Consider the following 18,396-nt stretch of genomic DNA (forward strand, 5'->3'; position numbering starts at 1 on the left):
GCTACTTCTTCTCGTCTTCGTCAACAACCTCGGCGTCGACGATGTCCTCGTCGTCAGCCCTGGAACCGTCTCCGCTGGGCTCGCCGGTTCCGGCGTCGCCGGCACCGGCGGCGCTTTCCTGCTGCGCCTGGGCGTAGATGGCCTCACCGAGCTTGGTCTGGGAAGCCTGCAGCTTCTCGAAGGCGGCCTTCACCTCTTCATCATTGTCCTGGGATTCCAGCGCCTTCTTGAGGGCGTCGACGTCGGCCTGCACCTCGGTCTTGACCTCCTCGGGCAGCTTGTCAGCGTTATCGGCGATGAGCTTGTCCACAGAGTAGGCGAGCTGCTCGGCGGAGTTGCGGGTTTCGGTTGCCTCGCGGCGTGCCTTGTCCTCCGCTGCGTGCTCCTCGGCGTCACGGACCATGCGGTCGATGTCTTCCTTGGACAGCGCGGTGCCGCCGGTGATGGTCATGGACTGTTCCTTGCCCGTGCCCTTGTCCTTGGCGGACACGTGAACAATGCCGTTCGCATCGATGTCGAAGGTCACCTCGACCTGCGGAACGCCGCGCGGCGCCGGGGCAATCCCGGTGAGCTCGAAGGTTCCCAGCGGCTTGTTGTCCCGGGTGAACTCGCGCTCACCCTGGAACACCTGGATGGCAACGGACGGCTGGTTGTCATCCGCGGTGGTGAACGTTTCGCTCCGCTTGGTGGGGATGGCGGTGTTGCGCTCGATCAGGTGGGTCATCACGCCGCCCTTGGTCTCGATGCCGAGGGAAAGCGGGGTGACGTCGATCAGGAGAACGTCCTTGCGCTCACCCTTCAGCACGCCGGCCTGGAGAGCGGCACCGACAGCGACGACCTCATCGGGGTTGACACCCTTGTTGGGCTCCTTGCCGCCGGCAAGCTCCTTGACGAGTTCGGAAACAGCGGGCATGCGGGTGGAACCACCGACGAGCACGATGTGGTCGATGTCCGAAACCTTAATGCCGGCTTCCTTGATCACGTCCTGGAACGGCTTCTTGGTGCGGTCCAGCAGGTCCTTGGTGAGGTCCTGGAACTTGGCACGGCTGAGGTGCTCATCCAGGTGCACCGGGCCGTCGGAGGTGACGGAGAGGTACTGCAGGGAGATGTTGGTGGAGCTGGCCGAGGAGAGTTCCTTCTTGGCCTGCTCGGCAGCTTCCTTCAGGCGCTGCAGGGCGATCTTGTCCTTGGAAAGGTCAGCGCCCTTCGCCTTGGCCTGGGACAGGAGGAAGTCAACAACACGCTGGTCCCAGTCGTCGCCGCCCAGACGGTTGTCACCGGCGGTGGCGCGGACCTGGATGGTGGAGAACTCGTCCTCGTCCTTGCCGACCTCGAGGAGCGAGACGTCAAATGTACCGCCGCCGAGGTCGAAGACCAGGATGAGCTCGTCTTCCTTGCCCTTGTCCAGTCCGTAGGCGAGCGCTGCGGCGGTGGGCTCGTTGACGATGCGCAGGACGTTGAGGCCCGCGATCTCCCCGGCCTCCTTGGTTGCCTGGCGCTCGGCGTCATTGAAGTATGCGGGGACGGTGACGACGGCGTCAGTCACCTTCTCGCCGAGGTAGCTCTCGGCGTCGGTCTTCAGCTTCTGCAGGATACGGGCCGAGATTTCCTGGGGCGTGTAGGTCCTGTCATCGATCTGCTTCTTCCAGTCGGTGCCCATGTGGCGCTTGACGGAGGAAATGGTGCGGTCGATGTTGTTGACGGCCTGGCGCTTGGCGATCTCACCGACCAGCACTTCACCGCTCTTGGAGAACGCGACGATGGACGGGGTGGTGCGCGCACCCTCCGCGTTGGCGATGACGGTGGGCTCGCCACCTTCAAGGACGGAGACAACGGAGTTGGTGGTTCCGAGGTCGATACCTACTGCACGTGACATGCGTATTTCCTTTCGACGAGCCGGCGGCGTGTCACCGCCCGGCCAGAATGTTCGGATTCCGCCCAGATTGAGCGTTCTGCACTCAAGTGTACCCGGCCCCGAACAAGAGTCAAGCCAGAGTTGAGCGAAAGCGACTCAACTCTGGCTTGACGGGGTACGACGTCGGGAGATCCCTTAGAGGCAGCGCGGCTGGAAGGCCGGGTCCGCCGGCCCTTCCTGCGTCAGCGCATGGGACACCAGCCGGTGCACCACCGGATCATTCGGCGCCTGGTCATGCTCAATCAGGTCCAGCGCGCATTTGTCCTGGATGGTGATGTTGGTGACCTGCCTGGCCGGTCCGTCGAGGAACTGGCTGGTGTACGGCGTGACCACCTCGTCATATTTGGTGCTGATGACGGTATAGGCGGGTCCGTTGACGGTGTCGCCGATGGAGTTCAGCTCAGTCAGGAACGGTGAGCCGGCCTCCTGATCCGCGCACGCCTGGCACAGGAAGCCGGAATCAGAGGTTGTCACGGGTCCGTCCCCGGAAGGCACGAGGACACCTTCGGTCCCGTGGTTGGACGGAGCAATTCCCACCAGGTGGTTGACCTTCTTTGCGCCTCCGAGGAAACCGATGTAGTAGCGCGGCATCATGCCGCCCTGGCTGTGGCCCACCAGATCCACCTTCCGCGCCCCCGTGGCGCCGAGGACAGCGTCAACAAAGGAGCCCAGTTCAGCGGCGGAGTCAGCCACCGGGCCGGTGGCGTCGATGCCGTTGGTGGTTCCGTAGTTGAGGGCAAAAACGCAGTATCCCTGCCCGGCGAGGACCGGCGAGAGCGTGGACCAGTTCTTCAGCATGCTCTCGAAAGTTCCGGGCACGAGGATGACGGGATACGGGTGTTCCGCACTCGGTTTGCAGGACCAGTTGTTTGCGCCGGGCGGGGAAATGTCCTCGGTATCGGCTGCGGCGGGTGCTGCCCCGGCCAGGCTTCCGCCAAGCAGGGCCGCAGTGGCAAGGATTGTCGACAGGCGGTGTGGCATGCGTTGAAACCTCTTCGTATCATCGAAGCTCCCCGGGCGGGAGCGGGCATCGCACAGACGCTAGCTACTCGCCGGTAACCTGCGCAACACGAATGGGAATATGTGCACGCTTCGGCGGCTGCCCACCGCAGCTATGCCCGGTGGGCGGGCTCTTTCCGCTCCTCCTGCTCACTTTCAGCCTCCCGGCCAAGGGTGGCTCCGCCGTCGTGCCGCGCCAGTGCCGACGGCCACCAGATCTTCGGGCCGATGTCATACGCGAGGGCCGGGACGAGCAGGGACCGGACAATCACCGTGTCCAGCAGCACGCCGAATGCCACAATGAACGCAATCTGGGCAAGGAAGAGGATCGGGATGACCCCGAGGGCCGCGAAGGTTGCCGCCAGCACGATCCCCGCGGAGGTGATCACGCCGCCGGTAACGCCGAGGCCGCGGAGGATGCCCGGGCGCGTACCGATACGCAGTGACTCCTCCCGCACGCGGGTCATCAGGAAGATGTTGTAGTCGACCCCGAGTGCCACGAGGAACACAAAGCCGAAAAGCGGCACGGAGGCATCGGCGCCGTCGAACCCGAGAACGTTGTTGAACACCAGGGCCGAGACGCCAAGCGCCGTCGCGTAGGACAGCACCACGGAGGCGATGAGCAGCAGGGGCGCCAGCACCGACCGCAGCAGCAGCATCAGGACGGCCAGGATGACCACCAGGACGATCGGAATGATCTTCGCCAGGTCCGCCTGGGCGGTCACATTGGTGTCCAGGGCCACCGCGGTCACGCCGCCCACCAGCACCTCCGGGCTCACCGTATCGAGGTCCGTGCGCAACTGCCGGACGAGTTCCTCAGCCTCCGCGGAGTCGGCCTGGAAGTCGAGGGTGGCACGGACCAGGACATTACCCCCGCGAACGACGACGTCGCCTCCCTGTTCCGCGACCACGGTCGCCTCGGTGACACCCTCCTGCCGGTCGAGCACGTCGAGCACGCCGTCCTGCTGCCCTTCCGGCACGATGATCGTGACCGGGCTGCCGGCGCCGGCGTCGAAGTGGCGCGCCAGCGCGTCCTGTCCGTCCACCGCATTGGACGGCGCCAGGATCAGCGAGGACTGGGGCACTCCGGAGGCCTGCAGCTGCAGGAGGCCGAGGGAACCCGCCCCGAGCACCACCAGCGAGACGATCCACACCGGCCGCGAGGACCGTGAAATCACGCGGCCGACGCGCTTCCAGATTCCGCGCAACCCCTCAAGCCCGGTGACGTTCCGGCCATGCACGCCGGCCGGGTGGGTGCCCGCCTTCGGCCGAAGCGGCCAGAACGCGCTCCGGCCGAAGAGAAGGAGGAGCGCCGGCAGGAGTGTCAGAGCCGCAAGCAGCGAGAAGACAATGCCGATGGCGGCGATGGGACCAAGACTCCGGTTTGAGTTCAGGTCCGAGAAGAGCAGGCACAGCAGCGCGAGGATCACCGTTGCGCCGGAGGCCACGATCGGCTCCACCGAAGCCCGGTAGGCTACCCGCATGGCATCCCACTTTGAGCTGAACTCGGTGAGCGTTTCCCGGTAGCGTGCCACCAGCAGCAGTGCATAGTCCGTGGCCGCGCCGATCACGAGGATGGACAGGATGCCCTGGCTCTGGCCGCTCAGCTCGATCCAGCCCCACAGCGCGAAGGCGTAGACCAGCAGGATCGACGTGGCGAGCGCAAACACAGAGGTGAACAGGACGAGGAACGGCAGGATGAGCGCGCGGTAAACGCCCAGCAGGATCACGAAGACCGCGGCGAGCGCAACGGCGAGCAGGATTCCGTCAATACCGCCGAAGGCGCTGACCAGGTCGGCCGTGAATCCGGCGGGGCCGGTGACGTAACCTTCCGCACCGTCGGGCAGTTGGGCCTCCAGCACCTCGCGGAGTTCCGCCACCACCTCACCCAGCTCGGCGTCGTCGGATACGGAAGCAATGAACTGGATGGCGAGCCCGTCCTCCGAGGGAATGGGACCGAGCAGTGCAGGCTGCCCCTCGGCAGCCGGCTCAAGCCCGTCAACCTCCGCCAGCTCGCCGGCAATGTCCTGGTACAGCGCGAGTTCCTGCGGCGGAATTTCCGTCTCTGATTCGACGACAATGACGGCGGGCAGTGCCGTCGACTCGGTGAATGCCTTCTGCAGCTCTCCCGCCGCCGTGGACTCGGCGCCTGCGGGCAGGAAGGAGGCCTGGTCATTGCTCGAGACTTCCTCCAGCTTCCCGAAGGTGGGCCCGCCGAAGCCTGCACCGATGAACCACAGCACCACGATGAACGCGGGGATGACCGCCCGAGCCCACTTCCTGTTGAACATGCCGATCCTTTCCAAAGTATCTCTGCAGGCTACTATATCCATCATGGAGATAATTGGGTACTGGCTAATCTTGAGTTGAGCAAGGGAGGACCATGGCCGCCGCACCCCGTGAACTGCTGGCCCTGCTGCAGCAGTTCACCGTCGAGACCGACCGTTACGTGGATACCGTCAGCGTGCGGGATGACCTGCACAGGACGGACCTCAACGCGCTCGGAATCATGATGGGAGCCGCCCGGGCCGGCGTAACGGTGACGCCGGGGATGCTGCGCCAGGCGCTCAACCTCAGTTCGCCGGCCACCACCGCGCTCATCGACCGGCTGGGCCAGGCAGGCCATGTCCGGCGCTCCCGCAGTTCGGTTGACCGCCGGCAGGTCCACCTGGAAATGACGGAGAAAGCCCTGGATACCGGGTCCCGGCTGTTTGCGCCGCTGGCCCGTGAAGTGGAGGCTGCGCTGTCCGGGTACTCCCCCACTCAGATCGAGCTGCTCAGCGACATGATGCGCAAGGTCACCGCTGCCACCGTGCAGGCACGCCAGCAGGCGCTCGGCGGTCCGCCGGAGTAACGTGTCGATCATGAGCGATGAGGTCTACTCCCACGGTCATCACACCAGCGTGACCAGCGCGCACGCCACGCGCCGCGCCTCCGACTCCGCCGGCTACCTCCTCGAGCATCTTTCCTCCGGGATGGACCTCCTCGACGTCGGCTGCGGACCCGGAAGCATCACCGCAGACTTCGCGGCGCTGCTGGACCCCGGCCGGGTGATCGGCATGGACCGGTCGGAGGACGTCGTGGCCCTGGCTGAACGGACCTACGCCGGAGTGGAGAACCTGCACTTCCGCACGGGCAACGTCTATGACCTCGATCTTGAAGACGAGTCCGTCGACGTGGTCCACGCCCACCAGGTGCTGCAGCACCTCACCGATCCGGTAGCCGCGCTGCGTGAAATGCACCGCGTCACGCGGCCGGGAGGGATCATCGCCGTCCGTGACGCCGACTTCCACGCCATGGCCTGGTACCCGCCCACCCCGGAACTCGACGAGTGGATGGAAACCTACCAGCGGCTCGCCCGCAGCAACAGGGCAGAGCCCGACGCCGGCCGCCACCTCCTCGCCTGGGCGCACGAGGCGGGCCTCGCCGAGGTGGAGGCGTCGTCGTCGAACTGGTTGTATGCCACGGCCGAGCGGCGCCGCTGGCACGCGGACACCTGGGCCGAGCGGGTACTCAGCTCCGCCTTCGCCGACCAGACGCTCGAGCGTGGACTGGCAGACCGGGCCGCGCTGGAACGGATGGCCGCGGGCTGGCGGCGCTGGGGCGAGTCACCGGATGGCTGGTTCCTCATCCCCTGCGGCGAACTCATCATCCGGGTGTGAAGTTATAGGGTGAGGCGATGATGAGCCGGCCCCGACTCCAGGATCCTGACCACTTCGACGTTGTTGTGGTGGGCGGTGGCCACAACGGACTGGTGGCGGCGGCGTACCTGGCCCGGGCCGGCAGATCCGTGGTCGTCCTTGAGCGCCAGGACCATGTGGGCGGCGCCGCGGTCTCTGCGGAGGCCTTCCCCGGCACCGGCGCCCGGCTGTCCCGCTACTCCTACCTGGTGAGCCTGCTTCCGCAGCAGATCATCAAGGACCTTGACCTTGACCTGCAGCTGGTACGACGCCGGTATTCCTCCTATACGCCGGTGCCGGGTTCGGATGCGGGCCTGCTGGTCGACAATCTCGACGGCGAGGCCACGCGAGCGGGCTTTGAACGGATCGGCGCCGGGGAGGATGCGGCCGGCTTCGCATCCTTCTACCGGAGCACGGCCCTGCTGGCGAGGAAACTGTGGCCCACCGTCACTGCCCCGCTGCTGCGCCGGTCCGAGGCCCGGGCGCTGGTCGGCGATGACGAGGTGTGGGAAAGCTTTCTTGAACGCCCGGTCGGCGAAGTGATCGAGCGCACTGTCAAGGATGACCTGGTGCGTGGCGTGCTGCTGACCGACGCACTGATCAGTACCTTTGCCAGCGCTCATGATCAGGACCTGCAGCAGAACAAGTGCCTGCTCTACCACGTGATCGGCGGCGGAACCGGCGACTGGGACGTGCCTGTCGGCGGGATGGGTGCCGTCTCCGGCGCCCTGGAACGTGCGGCCCGGGAGGCCGGCGTGGTGATCCGGACCGGAGCGGAGGTGACCGCCGTGGCGCCCAACGGCGTCGTCCATTATGGCGGTGGCGCTCCGCACCGTGTGAGCGGTGAATTTGTCCTCGCCAATGTGACACCCGCTGTGCTGGGCCGGCTGATGGGGGGGCCGGAAGCGTCCGGGTTCACGGCGCCGCAGCATCACGCTCCGGAGGGAGCGCAGGTAAAGGTGAACATGCTGCTCTCGCGGCTGCCCCGGCTGAAGGATCCCGAAGTAAGCCCGGAGCAGGCATTCGGCGGAACGCTCCACATCAACGAGACCTACTCGCAGCTGGAGAGTGCCCATGCCGCGGCGTCCTCCGGCCGGGTTCCCAGTCCGCTGCCGATCGAGATCTACTGCCACTCCCTGGCGGATTCCTCGATCCTCTCGCCGGAACTGCGGGAATCGGGCGCGCATACACTGACTGTTTTCTCCCTGCAGACTCCGCACCGGCTGGTGGTGGGCGGGGACCATGACGCCCACCGGGCGGCGCTGCAGGCGGCCGTCCTGGAATCACTGAACAGCGTGCTGGCTGAGCCCATCGAGGACTGCCTCCTTGCGGGGCCGTCGGGCGATCCCTGCATCGAAACCAAGACCACCCTCGATCTCGAGGAAACCCTGGGCCTGACCGGCGGAAATATCTTCCACGGCCCGCTCTCCTGGCCCTTCGCGGACGACGACGACCCCCTCGACACCCCCGCCCGGCGGTGGGGCGTGGCGACGGACCATCCGCGCGTCCTGTTGTGCGGCGCGGGCTCCCGTCGCGGCGGAGGCGTCAGCGGACTCGGCGGGCACAGCGCCGCAATGGCGTTGCTTGAGGACGAGCAGGACGCAGCGACCTACGATTGATGCATGTACCGGATTGTCACTGTCTGCACCGGCAATATCTGCCGGTCTCCCATGGCCGAGATCATGCTGACCCAGGCTTTCGAGGAAGCCGGGCTGGGCGGCGAGGTGCTCGTGGATTCGGCAGGCACCACGGGCTGGGAGAGCGGCAACCCGATCGACGAGCGTGCCGCCGCGAAGCTGACGGAACTGGGCCTGGCCAGTGAGGCCCACCGTGCACGGCAGTTCGATCCGGGCTGGTACGCGGAGCGGGACCTCATCCTCGCACTGGACGTGGACCACTACGAGGATCTCAAACTCGAGGCACCCGACGCCGAGAGCCGGGGCAGGGTGCGCATGCTGCGCGAGTTCGATCCCTCCGCAGCCGGCACCCCGGTCTCGGAACTCGGCATCTATGACCCCTGGTACGGCGACCGCGCCGACTTTGAGGCGACCTGGCAGATGATCCACGACGCCGTTCCGGGCATTGTGCAGTACGTCCAGGATGAGCTGGCGCGCCGGCGCGCGTCCCGGTGACTTCCCCTCCACAGCGTGGGGATCGTTAGAGGGTTATCCACATAGTGGCCGGTTGAGTCTCTCGAGGCCATCCCGCTTCGTACCGTTGCTGCATGACCGCATTCGACGCCCACGAATATTGGGCTGAACCGTACACAGCAGAGGTTGACCAACTAGACTTGGTCAACATGGGCCAGTACAACGTCCAAGAGGCGAAAACCCGGTTGTCGGAGTTACTTCATATGGTCGAGAAGGGCGACGAGGTCGTAATTGCCCGCGGCGGCAGACCGGTAGCGAAGCTCGTCAAGATCGAAAGACCCCTGAAACGGACTCTGGGTTTTCTGGGCCCGCTCGATGTGCCTGCGGAGGCGTTCGAACCGATGAGCAGGGAGGAGTTGGAGGCGTGGGAGCAACCGCTTATTTGATCGACTCGCAGGCCCTGCTCTTCGCGATGGCCAGTCCGCGCTCTCTCTCAGCCAAGGCGCGCCGGATCATCAGCAGCATGGATGAGACACTGTATGCCTCCGCCGCGACCGCCTACGAACTCGCGTACAAGTTCCGCAAGGGGAAACTTCCCGGCCTGGACAAGGTCTTCGTGGGCTACGAGCACCATGTCCGGCGGGTGGCTCCGCTGACCATCCCCATTACCTCCGAGCACGCGCTCACCGCCGCGTCACTGGACTGGCACCACGGCGATCCCTTCGACCGACTGATTGCTGCGCAGGCCCTGATAGAGGGTGCCACGGTCATTACCAGCGATGCCGCAATGCAGGGCTTCGAGCCCCTCAGCACTCTCTGGTGATCAACACGGATGCCCGGCGCGGCAGACTTCCCGCCGCCCCTAAGATTGTTCAGTGACTCTTTCGCTTTGGCTGGCACTGGTCGGTGCCCAGGCGCTCATCAGCTTTACCCCCGGAGCCGGTGCCGTGAACACTATGAGCAACGCGCTCACGGTGGGTTTCCGCCGTTCCATGTGGGGCATCCTCGGCCAGCAGACGGCGCTGCTCGTACATATCGCCGTTGTGGCCGCCGGGGTAGGCCTGCTGGTGGCCGGGTCACCGGTGGCGTTCAATATCATCCGGTATGCGGGCGCCGCCTACTTGGTCTACCTCGGGATCCGGAAATTCCTGGAGCCTCCCGTGCCGGCTGAGCAGGCTGCCACCCTCTACGCGGAAGGCGCCGCCTCGATGTTCCGCCGGGGCCTCTGGGTGAACCTGCTCAACCCCAAGGCCATCGTGTTCTTCCTCGCCTTCATCCCCCAGTTCATCCGCCCCGACCAGGAGTTCCTGGGCCAGTACGGCGTGCTGGCGGGGACCGTCGTCGTCATCGATGTCATGGTGATGTGGCTGTTTTTCGCCGCCGCGGCGCGCTCGTTCAGCCGGTTCACCAGCGGGCCGCGCGGACAACGCCTGCTCAACCGCATCTTCGGCAGTCTCTTCGTTGCCGTGGGCGCTCTGCTGGCCTTCGCCTGACCCATGGCACACAAGCCAGCCAACGCCGTCGTCCCGCTGCTGATTGCCGTGGACGGCCGTTCCGGCGCCGGCAAGACAACCCTTGCCGTAGAACTGGCTGCGCTCCTGCGCGAACACCATACCGTCAGCCTGTTCCACCTCGAGGACATCTACCCCGGCTGGGACGGCCTCGCCGACGGCCTGGAACGGTATGTCCGGAGCGTGCTGACTCCGCTTGCCGCCGGGGAGCCAGCCCGATGGACAGCCTGGGACTGGTCCGCGAACGACGACGGCGCCGCCCGCCTCACGCAGCCCGCCGACATTGTGGTGGTCGAGGGAGTCGGTGCGGCCTGCTCCGCCGCCCGTGACCTCCTCGATGTGGTGATCTGGATCGACGCCGACGACGACCTGCGCCGGACCAGCGCCCTGGCCCGCGACGGCGACACCTACGCACCATTCTGGCAGCGCTGGTCTGACCAGGAAGACCGCTGGCTGGCGTCCGACCGGCCCGCAGATCATGCCGACCTCCTCGTCCAGGGCCATCGGGGGAACGCCGTCCCGGATCAGCTCCGCCGTGCGCTGACCGGCCTGCCGCAGTGCGAGTCGTTGATGTCAATGGAACGGGCTGCGCGGCGCGGGCTCACCCTTCAGGTCGAGATGCTCCACGCTTTACCGGGCGCTGAAGCGGTATTCCGCGAGCTCTACGCCGGCTCGGGGTCCGCTGCCTGGCTGGACAGCTCCGCCGCCGAAGATCCCCAGGGCAGAAGCCGGTTCTCCATCCTCGCCGATGACGGCGGCCGGTACGGGCAGCTTGCCCAGCATTCCGGCGGGACTACCCTCGTCACCAGCGGCCCGGTCACCGCGCGCATGGCCGGTCCGTTCTTCCGCTGGCTCGACGGGGTCTGGGGCCGGCGTGCCGTCCGGTCGCCCGATATCTATCCCGGGCCGTTTGCCCTCGGCTGGCTCGGTTACCTGGGCTACGAGCTGAAGCGCGAAACCGGCGGCCGCACTGATATGCCTTCCCCGGTGCCGGATGCCTCACTGCTCTTCGCGGGCCGTGCCGTTGTCCTCGATCACCGGGAGAAGCGCACCTACCTGCTCACCCTGCGCGACGGCTTCCGCGACGATGACGCCGATGCCTGGCTGGACCGTGCACGCGCCGTGATTCTGTCCGGCGGCCGTCCCGCTGCGCCGGCCGCTTCCCTGCCGGCCCCACGCTTTACCGCTCGGGATACGAGGGAGCAGTACCTGAGGAACATCCGTTCGGCAGCGGCCGAGATTGCGGACGGCAATTCCTACGAGGTCTGCCTGACCACAGCGCTGACGGCCCGCGAAGACACCGGGCTGGACCCGCTCGAGGCCTACCTCGCACTCCGCCGGTCCAATCCGGCGCCCTTTGCCCACTTCCTCGCGTTCCCCGGGCTTGCGGTTGCGAGCACCTCCCCGGAACGGTTCCTCCGGCTCGATTCAACCGGTGGAATGCGCGCCGAACCGATCAAGGGAACCCGGCGCCGGTCCCCGGACCCCGGCAAGGACGCCGCCCTGCAGGAAGACCTGCGCACCAGCACCAAGGACCGCGCGGAAAACATCATGATCGTGGATCTCCTGCGCAACGACCTCTCCCATCTGGCGATCCCCGGCACCGTGACGGTGAGCCGCCTGTGTGACATCGAAACGTACGCGACCGTCCATCAGATGGTGAGTACCATCGACGCCCGGCTACGCCCCGGGTCCTCCCGTGCCGAGGCCATTGCCGCCGCGTTCCCTGCCGGTTCGATGACCGGCGCGCCAAAAATCAGCACCATGGCGATCCTCGACCGGCTCGAGGGTGCCCCCCGCGGCATCTATTCCGGCGCGGCCGGCTACTTTTCACTCGATGGGGCGGCGGACCTCGCCGTCGTCATCCGCACCCTCGTGCTGGAGGACGACGACGGCGGCACCCGCCTCACGCTCGGCGTGGGCGGTGCGATTACCGCCGATTCCGATCCTGCCGACGAGTGGGAGGAAGTGCGGACAAAGGCTTTCGGCGTGCTGTCGGCGCTCGGAACGGCGTTCCCGGACTGACGTCCCACGCCTCGCTTCGCTCACCGCGGGGCCCTCGGTCGCTAGCGCCTACCGCCCTCCCACGCCTCGCTTCGCTCGCCGCGGGGCCCTCGGTCGCTAGCGCCTACCGCCCTCCCACGCCTCGCTTCGCTCACCGCGGGGCCCTCGGTCGCTAGGCTTGGGCGCATGACTGTTCTGGTGTTCCTGGATCCCGACTACCCCGACGGACGGATCGCTGACGCGTCCCAGCCCCAGCTCAAGGTCACGGACACGGGAGTCACGCGCGGAGACGGGATTTTCGAGACCATGCTTGCCGTCAGCGGCACACCGCGGAAGCTCCGGGCGCACCTGGCCCGGCTGGCGACGTCCGCCGAGGCGATGGAACTGGACGTCCCGGCGTCGGACGTCTGGGAACGTGCCATCTCCACCGCACTGACGGTAACCGACGACGACGGCGACCTGGTGGTCAAGCTCGTGGCTACCCGCGGGGAAGAGGGAGCGGGCGCGACCGCCTGGGTGCTGGTCTCTCCCGTGCCTGGGGGCCTGCGCGGGCGGCGCCTGGCCGTCCTCCTGCTTGACCGCGGGTACGACAGCACTGTGGGACAGCGCGCGCCGTGGCTGCTGATGGGGGCTAAAACTCTCTCCTACGCCGTGAATATGGCAGCCCTGCGCCATGCACGGTCCCACGGCGCCGACGACGTCATCTTCACCTCATCCGATGGGAAGGTGCTGGAGGGCCCTACGTCGACCGTCCTGATCGCCCGCGTCCGCGACGGCGTCAAGCACCTCATCACGCCGCAGCTGGAAAGCGGGATCCTGCCCGGCACCTCGCAGGGCGCGCTGTTCACCGCTGCCCGCAGCGCCGGCTGGGAACTCGGCTATGGACCGCTGGTGCCAGCGGATCTCTTCGCCTCCGACGGCGTCTGGCTGATTTCCAGCGTCCGTTTGCTCGCCGAGGTGGAGTCGATCGACGGCAAGCCCGTGACAGTCTCGCCGGAGCTTACGGCCGAGCTGGGTGCGCTCGTCGACTCGGTGTCCTAGCTCTTCGTCCCAAGCACGTCCGGGAGGACCAGGCGTTACCGCAGCTTCAGGCGTTACCGCACGTTACGGCTCGGCGTGGCAGCGGGGGCGCCGCCGGTGCTACGTTTCAGTCCGGAGTAACGAGCGCCAGCGCCAAGCCCTGACTTGCTGGCCGGCAACCCTCTTTCACGGCGGGGTGCCTCAGGTGACTACTCGGCACACCGATCAGGATCCACGATCACCAGCGTGCACAGCGTGAGGAGACACAGTGTCACAGCATTCCATTCCCCATTCCCATCCCGCCGACGGCTATGCCGGCAACATCACACCCCGCGAAGCGGTGGAGCGGGTGAGCAAGGGCGCCGTCCTCGTGGACGTCCGCACGGTGGAGGAGTGGCGCAGCGTCGGTGTCCCCGACCTCACCGACGCCGGCACGGTGCCGCTCTTCCTTGAATGGAACCGTTCCGACGGCTCCCGCAATGTCTCCTTCCTCAACCAGTTGAACGGCCTCAAGGGCAGGGAACTGCTGTTCCTGTGCCGCTCCGGCGTCCGTTCGGTTGCTGCCGCACAGAGCGCCGCGGCTGCCGGTCACACGGCGTTCAACGTGCTGCACGGTTTTGAGGCCGACGGCGGCTGGCGCTCCAGCGGCCTCGCCACCGCTGTGCACTCAGAAACCGCAGTGCACTCAGAAACCGCAGTGCACTCAGAAACCGCCACGGGCCCAGAAACCAGCGCTTCTGAAGCGAACCCAGGTACCGCCGGGCGCGGCTCTGACCAGCCGACGGACAGCCACGGCCACGCCGGTGAGTGAGCCGACGCCGTCGTCGTTCTCCCCGGCAGCCGGCCGCGAACCCATCGCCGGCAACGGGGGATACCCCCGCATTCAACGGCCGGACGACGACGTCGCCGGCTGGTCGCCGGACACGCTGGCGGTTCGCGGCGGGCTGGCCCGGTCAAACTTCGAGGAAACCTCCGAGGCTCTCTTCCTGAACTCGGGTTTTGTCTATTCCTCCGCGGCGGCGGCGGAGGCCGCGTTCACCGGGGACGTCGACCGCTTCGTCTACTCCCGGTACGGCAACCCCACCGTCGCCATGTTCCAGGAACGCCTGCGGCTGCTGGAAGGCGCTGAAGCGTGCTTCGCCACTGCGAGCGGCATGTCCGCAGTCTTCACCGCTTTGGGTGCACTTCTGGCTGCCGGCGACCGGGTGGTCGCATCCCGGAGTCTCTTCGGTTCCTGCTTTGTGATCCTCAACGAAATCCTGCCGCGCTGGGGTGTGGAGACGGTCTTTGTGGACGGCTGGGACCTTTCGCAGTGGGAGGAGGCGCTCAGCGTCCCCACCACGGCTGTGTTCTTCGAGTCACCGTCCAACCCGATGCAGGAGATCGTGGACATTGGCGGGGTCGTGAAACTGGGCCACGCGGCCGGTGCGCAGGTTGTGGTCGACAATGTCTTCGCCACACCGCTGCTGCAGCGGTGCACCGATCTGGGCGCCGACGTCGTCGTTTATTCCGGCACCAAGCACATGGACGGCCAGGGCAGGGTGCTGGGCGGAGCGATCCTCGGGCGCCGGGAATTCATCGAGGGCCCGGTCAAAACGCTCATGCGGCACACCGGCCCGGCTCTGTCATCCTTCAACGCGTGGACCCTGCTCAAGGGGCTGGAGACCATGTCGCTGCGGGTGAACCACGCGTCCTCCTCGGCGCTGACGCTGGCCAGGTGGCTTGAGGCGCAGCCGGCGGTGAGCTGGGTACGGTACCCGCTACTGGAATCGCACCCGCAGTTCGATCTCGCTGCCGCGCAGATGACCGCCGGGGGAACAGTGGTGACCTTCGAACTGGATGCGCCCGCGGACAGGGGCAAGGAACACGCCTTCGCGCTCCTCGACGCCCTTGAGATCATCGACATCTCGAACAACCTGGGCGATTCGAAGACGCTGATCACCCACCCCGCAACCACAACCCACCGCGCCATGGGCCCCGACGGGCGTGCGGCGATTGGCCTGTCCGACGGCGTCGTGCGGCTTTCGGTGGGCCTTGAGGATGTGAGCGACCTGCAGTCCGACCTCCGAAAGGCGCTTGCTTCCTGACCCGTAGGAGGTTCGGGGTTCCGTCGGGTAAGGAAAACGATCGTCCAAGGTTTCTCCAAGCACCCAGGAGCATCCTTGTCAGCTGAGACCACATCGAGAACGGAGTCTGGGGCAGGCGTCTGATACGCCTCCCGATGCGCGTCCCGCCAAGAGAAAATCTTTGGAAAGGGATGGCAGCAATGTCTATCAGCAGGCGCAATTTTCTTGCGATGGGTGGTTTCGGCGCGCTCGCCGCCGCAACTCTCACCGCTCCTCTCTCCTCCATCAGTGCCAAGTCCGCACCGGTTCTGGACGGCTCGAAACTGAAGCCGTACCTCCTTGCATTCACGCGGCCGCCGTTCCTGGCCCCGTACCGGACCGGCATCAATCCCCTCGACGGAAAGCCACAGAATTTCTACCGGATCACGCAGCAGGCCGCAGTAGCGTCCCTGGTACCCGGGCTGAAAACCCGGATCCTCGGGTATAACGGGATCTTCCCCGGCCCCACCATCAGCATCAACCAGGGCACCCACGCCGTAGTGACCATGCGGAACCAGCTTCCCCAGTCGCACCCGGACTTCGGCACACCGCTGGCGACCTCCACGCACCTCCACGGATCGGCATCGCTGCCGCAGTACGACGGCTATGCCTCCGACACCACGCTTCCCGGGTTCCGGAAGGACTACCTCTACCCCAATTTCCAGCCGGCCCGGACACTCTGGTACCACGACCACGGCGTCCACTACACGGCGCAGAACGCGTATTCCGGGCTGGTCGCGATGTACCAGATCCACGACCCGGTGGAGCGGGCGCTCCTCCCCCAGGGCGAGTTCGACGTGCCTCTCATGGTGAGCGACATCCAGCTCCGCGCGGACGGAAACCCCTACTACGATGACCGCGGGCACAGCGGTCTGTGGGGTGACATCAACCTGGTGAACGGGGTGCCCTGGCCTGTCATGAAGGTCAAGCGCCGGATCTACCGCTTCCGTGTGCTGGTCTGCGGAATCTCACGCGCTTTCAAATTCAGGCTCAGCACCGGAGAGCCGTTGACCGTTGTTGCGACCGACGGAGGGCTCACGCCCCGGGCGATTCCTGTGGGGCAGTACCGGCACGCGAATTCGGAGCGCTACGAGGTCCTGATCGACTTCTCCCGCTACCGCGCCGGCCAACGGGTCGAGCTGCAGAACCTGCCGCTGGACAACAACACCGAGTACGGCAACACCAGGCGCGTCATGGCGTTCGACGTCACGGATGACGCGTTTGACCGGAACGATCCCACAGCGCTCAGGCTTCCCACCGTGCTCGCCAACAGCGAGCCCATGACCCTCACCCGTGCCATGGCGAAGACCACGCGACGGCTCCGCGTCGAGCGCCAGAACGGGGATTGGAAGATCAACGGGAAGAGCTGGGCGGATGTCATCGCCAGCAACTTCCAGTGGGCCGTGGCCAACCCCGGCGTGAACGACGTCGAGATCTGGGAGATCGAGAACAAGTCCGGCGGATGGTTCCATCCCCTGCACATCCACCTTGTTGACTTTCACATCATCAGCCGGAACGGACAGCGGGCGTTCAGCTACGAGGAGGGGCCCAAGGACGTCATGTATGTCGGCGAGAACGAGACGGTCCAGGCGATCATGCGCTTCACACCGCACAAGGGCCGCTACATGGTTCACTGCCACAACCTGCCCCACGAGGACCATGACATGATGCTGCAGTTCCGGGTTGGTCTGAAGGAGGGCGAGGCGGATCCCAATGATCCCATCACGTCCGCCCGCCCCGTCTGGGATGCCCCTGCCGCATAGATGCTCCAAGCTGGGATTCACCTGTGAGTTCGCCTGACCGTTGAACCATCAGGGGCGGTCGGTGCGTCTTCCCAGCAGAGGGGTCGAGTGGCCACTCCCATCCCCCGGGTGTCCAGGGGGTGATTACGGGAGGAATCAAGATGAGTAAAGCAATGCGCGTCCTGTTCGCCATCCTCGCCATCTGCCTGCTGGCGCTGACCGGCTGTGGCGGGTCTGGCGAGACCGAGGCGCCACCGGCCGAGGAAACGGCGGCGGAGGAACCGGCAAGCGAGGAACCGGCGAGCGAGGAACCCACCGAGGGTGAATCCGAGGAACCGACGGAGGGTGCCGCCGGCGGCGGGACCGTCGGAACGCCGCTCGCTGTGGCTGAAACCGACCTGGGCGAGATCGTCGTCGACGCCGAGGGAATGGTCGTCTACTACTTCACCAATGACGAGCCGGATTCAGGGGTGAGCGCCTGCGAGGGCGGTTGCCTTGAGGCCTGGCCGCCGGTGCTGAGTGACAGCGAGACCCCCGAGGCTGAGGGCGTTACCGGAGAACTGGGCACGATCGAAACCCCGGACGGTGAACTCCAGGTCACCATTAACGGCATGCCGATCTACTACTTCGCCGAGGATGAGGCCCCGGGCGACACCAACGGCCAGGGCGTGAACGAGGTCTGGTACGTGGTGGCACCTGACGGCACCATGATCCAGTAAGCCGCGCACTGAGCTGAGCTAGCTGCCCGAGGCGACGTCCCGGGCAGCAAGCGCGTTCCGCAGGGAACGCAGGGCATAGTGCAGGCGGGATTTCACGGTCCCCTCCGGTATCGAGAGGGCCCGTGCAATTTCCGCCGCTGTTTCGCCGCGGAAGTAGAAGTGCAGCACCACGTCGCGGTGGTCGGGTGAGAGTTCGTTGAGCGCGTCCGTCAGCAGCCAGGACGTCAGTAACTGCTCGACGTCGTCGTCCGAGGGCACTTCCGGGAGTTCATCGACGTCGAACTCGTGGCGGCGGAAACCGCTGCGGTACGAGTCGGTGAGGATGTTCCTGGCCACCACAAAAAGCCAGGCCCGGATCTCGAGTTCGCTGTGTCCGCGCATGACCGGGTGTTCCCAGGCACGCAGCAGGGTCAGCTGGACAACGTCATCGGCCAGGAAGACATCGGAGGTGAGCCGGCGGACAAACCGCCGCAGCGCACGCAGGTGGTGGTCCCTGATGACGCTGAGCCACTCCGCCTGTCCCTCGGCCATGTTCGTTCCCCACACTCGACATTCAAGCCATCGCTACCGCGTTACCTACCCATTGACGCCGTGCAAGGTTGGGAAAAGCC

General features: G+C 66.2%; 17 protein-coding genes and 1 riboswitch. Of the genes, 13 read left to right on the forward strand and 4 right to left on the reverse strand.

Annotation, left to right across the window (positions count from 1 at the left end; all coding sequences use genetic code 11):
• Position 1 precedes the first annotated feature (1 nt).
• The 3 genes from dnaK to BLS52_RS02745 form a co-directional block, all read right to left on the reverse strand.
• The gene (gene dnaK / locus BLS52_RS02735; RefSeq protein ID WP_090584393.1) at positions 2-1,876 is read right to left on the reverse strand and encodes a molecular chaperone DnaK; all 1,875 of its coding nucleotides are present in this window, start codon (positions 1,874-1,876) and stop codon (positions 2-4) included.
• Between the two features lie 174 nt (positions 1,877-2,050).
• Positions 2,051-2,896 carry an esterase/lipase family protein gene (locus tag BLS52_RS02740; protein WP_090584394.1) on the reverse strand — a complete coding sequence of 282 codons (846 nt, stop codon included), beginning with the start codon at positions 2,894-2,896 and terminating at the stop codon, positions 2,051-2,053.
• Between the two features lie 131 nt (positions 2,897-3,027).
• Positions 3,028-5,205: an MMPL family transporter gene (locus BLS52_RS02745; RefSeq protein ID WP_090584395.1), complete on the reverse strand. Its 2,178-nt coding sequence runs from the start codon at positions 5,203-5,205 to the stop codon at positions 3,028-3,030.
• A 92-nt stretch (positions 5,206-5,297) separates the two neighbouring features.
• On the opposite strand from BLS52_RS02745, the gene BLS52_RS02750 reads away from it, so the two are divergent.
• From BLS52_RS02750 to BLS52_RS02810, 13 genes are all read left to right on the forward strand, one after another.
• Entirely contained in the window at positions 5,298-5,768 is a 471-nt protein-coding gene (locus tag BLS52_RS02750; protein ID WP_090584396.1) for a MarR family transcriptional regulator, read from the forward strand.
• A 10-nt stretch (positions 5,769-5,778) separates the two neighbouring features.
• On the forward strand, positions 5,779-6,576 hold the full coding sequence (locus BLS52_RS02755; protein WP_090584514.1) for a methyltransferase domain-containing protein: 798 nt from the start codon (positions 5,779-5,781) through the stop codon (positions 6,574-6,576).
• A gap of 17 nt (positions 6,577-6,593) precedes the next feature.
• Positions 6,594-8,213 (forward strand): phytoene desaturase family protein, encoded by a 1,620-nt coding sequence (locus BLS52_RS02760; RefSeq protein ID WP_090584397.1) that lies wholly within the window; start codon positions 6,594-6,596, stop codon positions 8,211-8,213.
• Positions 8,214-8,216: 3 nt separating this feature from the next.
• Complete coding sequence (locus tag BLS52_RS02765; protein WP_026544201.1) at positions 8,217-8,726, forward strand: low molecular weight protein-tyrosine-phosphatase; 510 nt, start codon at positions 8,217-8,219, stop codon at positions 8,724-8,726.
• Positions 8,727-8,818: 92 nt separating this feature from the next.
• A complete protein-coding gene (locus BLS52_RS02770) occupies positions 8,819-9,130 on the forward strand; it encodes a type II toxin-antitoxin system Phd/YefM family antitoxin (RefSeq protein ID WP_342707413.1) in 312 nt (103 codons plus the stop codon).
• Complete coding sequence (locus tag BLS52_RS02775; protein WP_026544199.1) at positions 9,109-9,507, forward strand: type II toxin-antitoxin system VapC family toxin; 399 nt, start codon at positions 9,109-9,111, stop codon at positions 9,505-9,507. The genes BLS52_RS02770 and BLS52_RS02775 overlap by 22 nt, the downstream gene beginning before the upstream one ends.
• Positions 9,508-9,559: 52 nt before the next feature.
• Entirely contained in the window at positions 9,560-10,177 is a 618-nt protein-coding gene (locus BLS52_RS02780; protein ID WP_026544198.1) for a LysE family transporter, read from the forward strand.
• A gap of 3 nt (positions 10,178-10,180) precedes the next feature.
• On the forward strand, positions 10,181-12,220 hold the full coding sequence (gene pabB / locus BLS52_RS02785; protein WP_090584398.1) for an aminodeoxychorismate synthase component I: 2,040 nt from the start codon (positions 10,181-10,183) through the stop codon (positions 12,218-12,220).
• 165 nt (positions 12,221-12,385) lie between these two features.
• Complete coding sequence (locus BLS52_RS02790; RefSeq protein ID WP_090584399.1) at positions 12,386-13,240, forward strand: aminodeoxychorismate lyase; 855 nt, start codon at positions 12,386-12,388, stop codon at positions 13,238-13,240.
• A gap of 115 nt (positions 13,241-13,355) precedes the next feature.
• A riboswitch (SAM riboswitch) is annotated at positions 13,356-13,481 on the forward strand.
• Positions 13,482-13,487: 6 nt separating this feature from the next.
• Positions 13,488-14,030: a rhodanese-like domain-containing protein gene (locus BLS52_RS02795; RefSeq protein ID WP_090584400.1), complete on the forward strand. Its 543-nt coding sequence runs from the start codon at positions 13,488-13,490 to the stop codon at positions 14,028-14,030.
• 70 nt (positions 14,031-14,100) lie between these two features.
• On the forward strand, positions 14,101-15,306 hold the full coding sequence (locus tag BLS52_RS02800; RefSeq protein WP_090584515.1) for an O-succinylhomoserine sulfhydrylase: 1,206 nt from the start codon (positions 14,101-14,103) through the stop codon (positions 15,304-15,306).
• 179 nt (positions 15,307-15,485) lie between these two features.
• The gene (locus BLS52_RS02805) at positions 15,486-17,087 is read left to right on the forward strand and encodes a multicopper oxidase family protein (RefSeq protein ID WP_090584516.1); all 1,602 of its coding nucleotides are present in this window, start codon (positions 15,486-15,488) and stop codon (positions 17,085-17,087) included.
• Positions 17,088-17,227: 140 nt separating this feature from the next.
• Entirely contained in the window at positions 17,228-17,785 is a 558-nt protein-coding gene (locus BLS52_RS02810; RefSeq protein WP_026544193.1) for a COG4315 family predicted lipoprotein, read from the forward strand.
• 18 nt (positions 17,786-17,803) lie between these two features.
• Here BLS52_RS02810 and BLS52_RS02815 read toward each other — a convergent pair whose 3' ends face one another.
• Complete coding sequence (locus BLS52_RS02815; protein WP_051470461.1) at positions 17,804-18,316, reverse strand: sigma-70 family RNA polymerase sigma factor; 513 nt, start codon at positions 18,314-18,316, stop codon at positions 17,804-17,806.
• Positions 18,317-18,396 lie beyond the last annotated feature (80 nt).

This window comes from Arthrobacter subterraneus (assembly GCF_900099735.1).
Classification (GTDB): domain Bacteria; phylum Actinomycetota; class Actinomycetes; order Actinomycetales; family Micrococcaceae; genus Arthrobacter_D; species Arthrobacter_D subterraneus.

Coding starts and splice junctions, on each gene's coding strand:
- dnaK (WP_090584393.1), bottom strand. CDS start 1,876: ATGTCACGTGCAGTAGGTATCGACCTCGGAACCACCAACTCCGTTGTC.
- BLS52_RS02740 (WP_090584394.1), bottom strand. CDS start 2,896: ATGCCACACCGCCTGTCGACAATCCTTGCCACTGCGGCCCTGCTTGGC.
- BLS52_RS02745 (WP_090584395.1), bottom strand. CDS start 5,205: ATGTTCAACAGGAAGTGGGCTCGGGCGGTCATCCCCGCGTTCATCGTG.
- BLS52_RS02750 (WP_090584396.1), top strand. CDS start 5,298: ATGGCCGCCGCACCCCGTGAACTGCTGGCCCTGCTGCAGCAGTTCACC.
- BLS52_RS02755 (WP_090584514.1), top strand. CDS start 5,779: ATGAGCGATGAGGTCTACTCCCACGGTCATCACACCAGCGTGACCAGC.
- BLS52_RS02760 (WP_090584397.1), top strand. CDS start 6,594: ATGATGAGCCGGCCCCGACTCCAGGATCCTGACCACTTCGACGTTGTT.
- BLS52_RS02765 (WP_026544201.1), top strand. CDS start 8,217: ATGTACCGGATTGTCACTGTCTGCACCGGCAATATCTGCCGGTCTCCC.
- BLS52_RS02770 (WP_342707413.1), top strand. CDS start 8,819: ATGACCGCATTCGACGCCCACGAATATTGGGCTGAACCGTACACAGCA.
- pabB (WP_090584398.1), top strand. CDS start 10,181: ATGGCACACAAGCCAGCCAACGCCGTCGTCCCGCTGCTGATTGCCGTG.
- BLS52_RS02790 (WP_090584399.1), top strand. CDS start 12,386: ATGACTGTTCTGGTGTTCCTGGATCCCGACTACCCCGACGGACGGATC.
- BLS52_RS02805 (WP_090584516.1), top strand. CDS start 15,486: ATGTCTATCAGCAGGCGCAATTTTCTTGCGATGGGTGGTTTCGGCGCG.
- BLS52_RS02810 (WP_026544193.1), top strand. CDS start 17,228: ATGAGTAAAGCAATGCGCGTCCTGTTCGCCATCCTCGCCATCTGCCTG.
- BLS52_RS02815 (WP_051470461.1), bottom strand. CDS start 18,316: ATGGCCGAGGGACAGGCGGAGTGGCTCAGCGTCATCAGGGACCACCAC.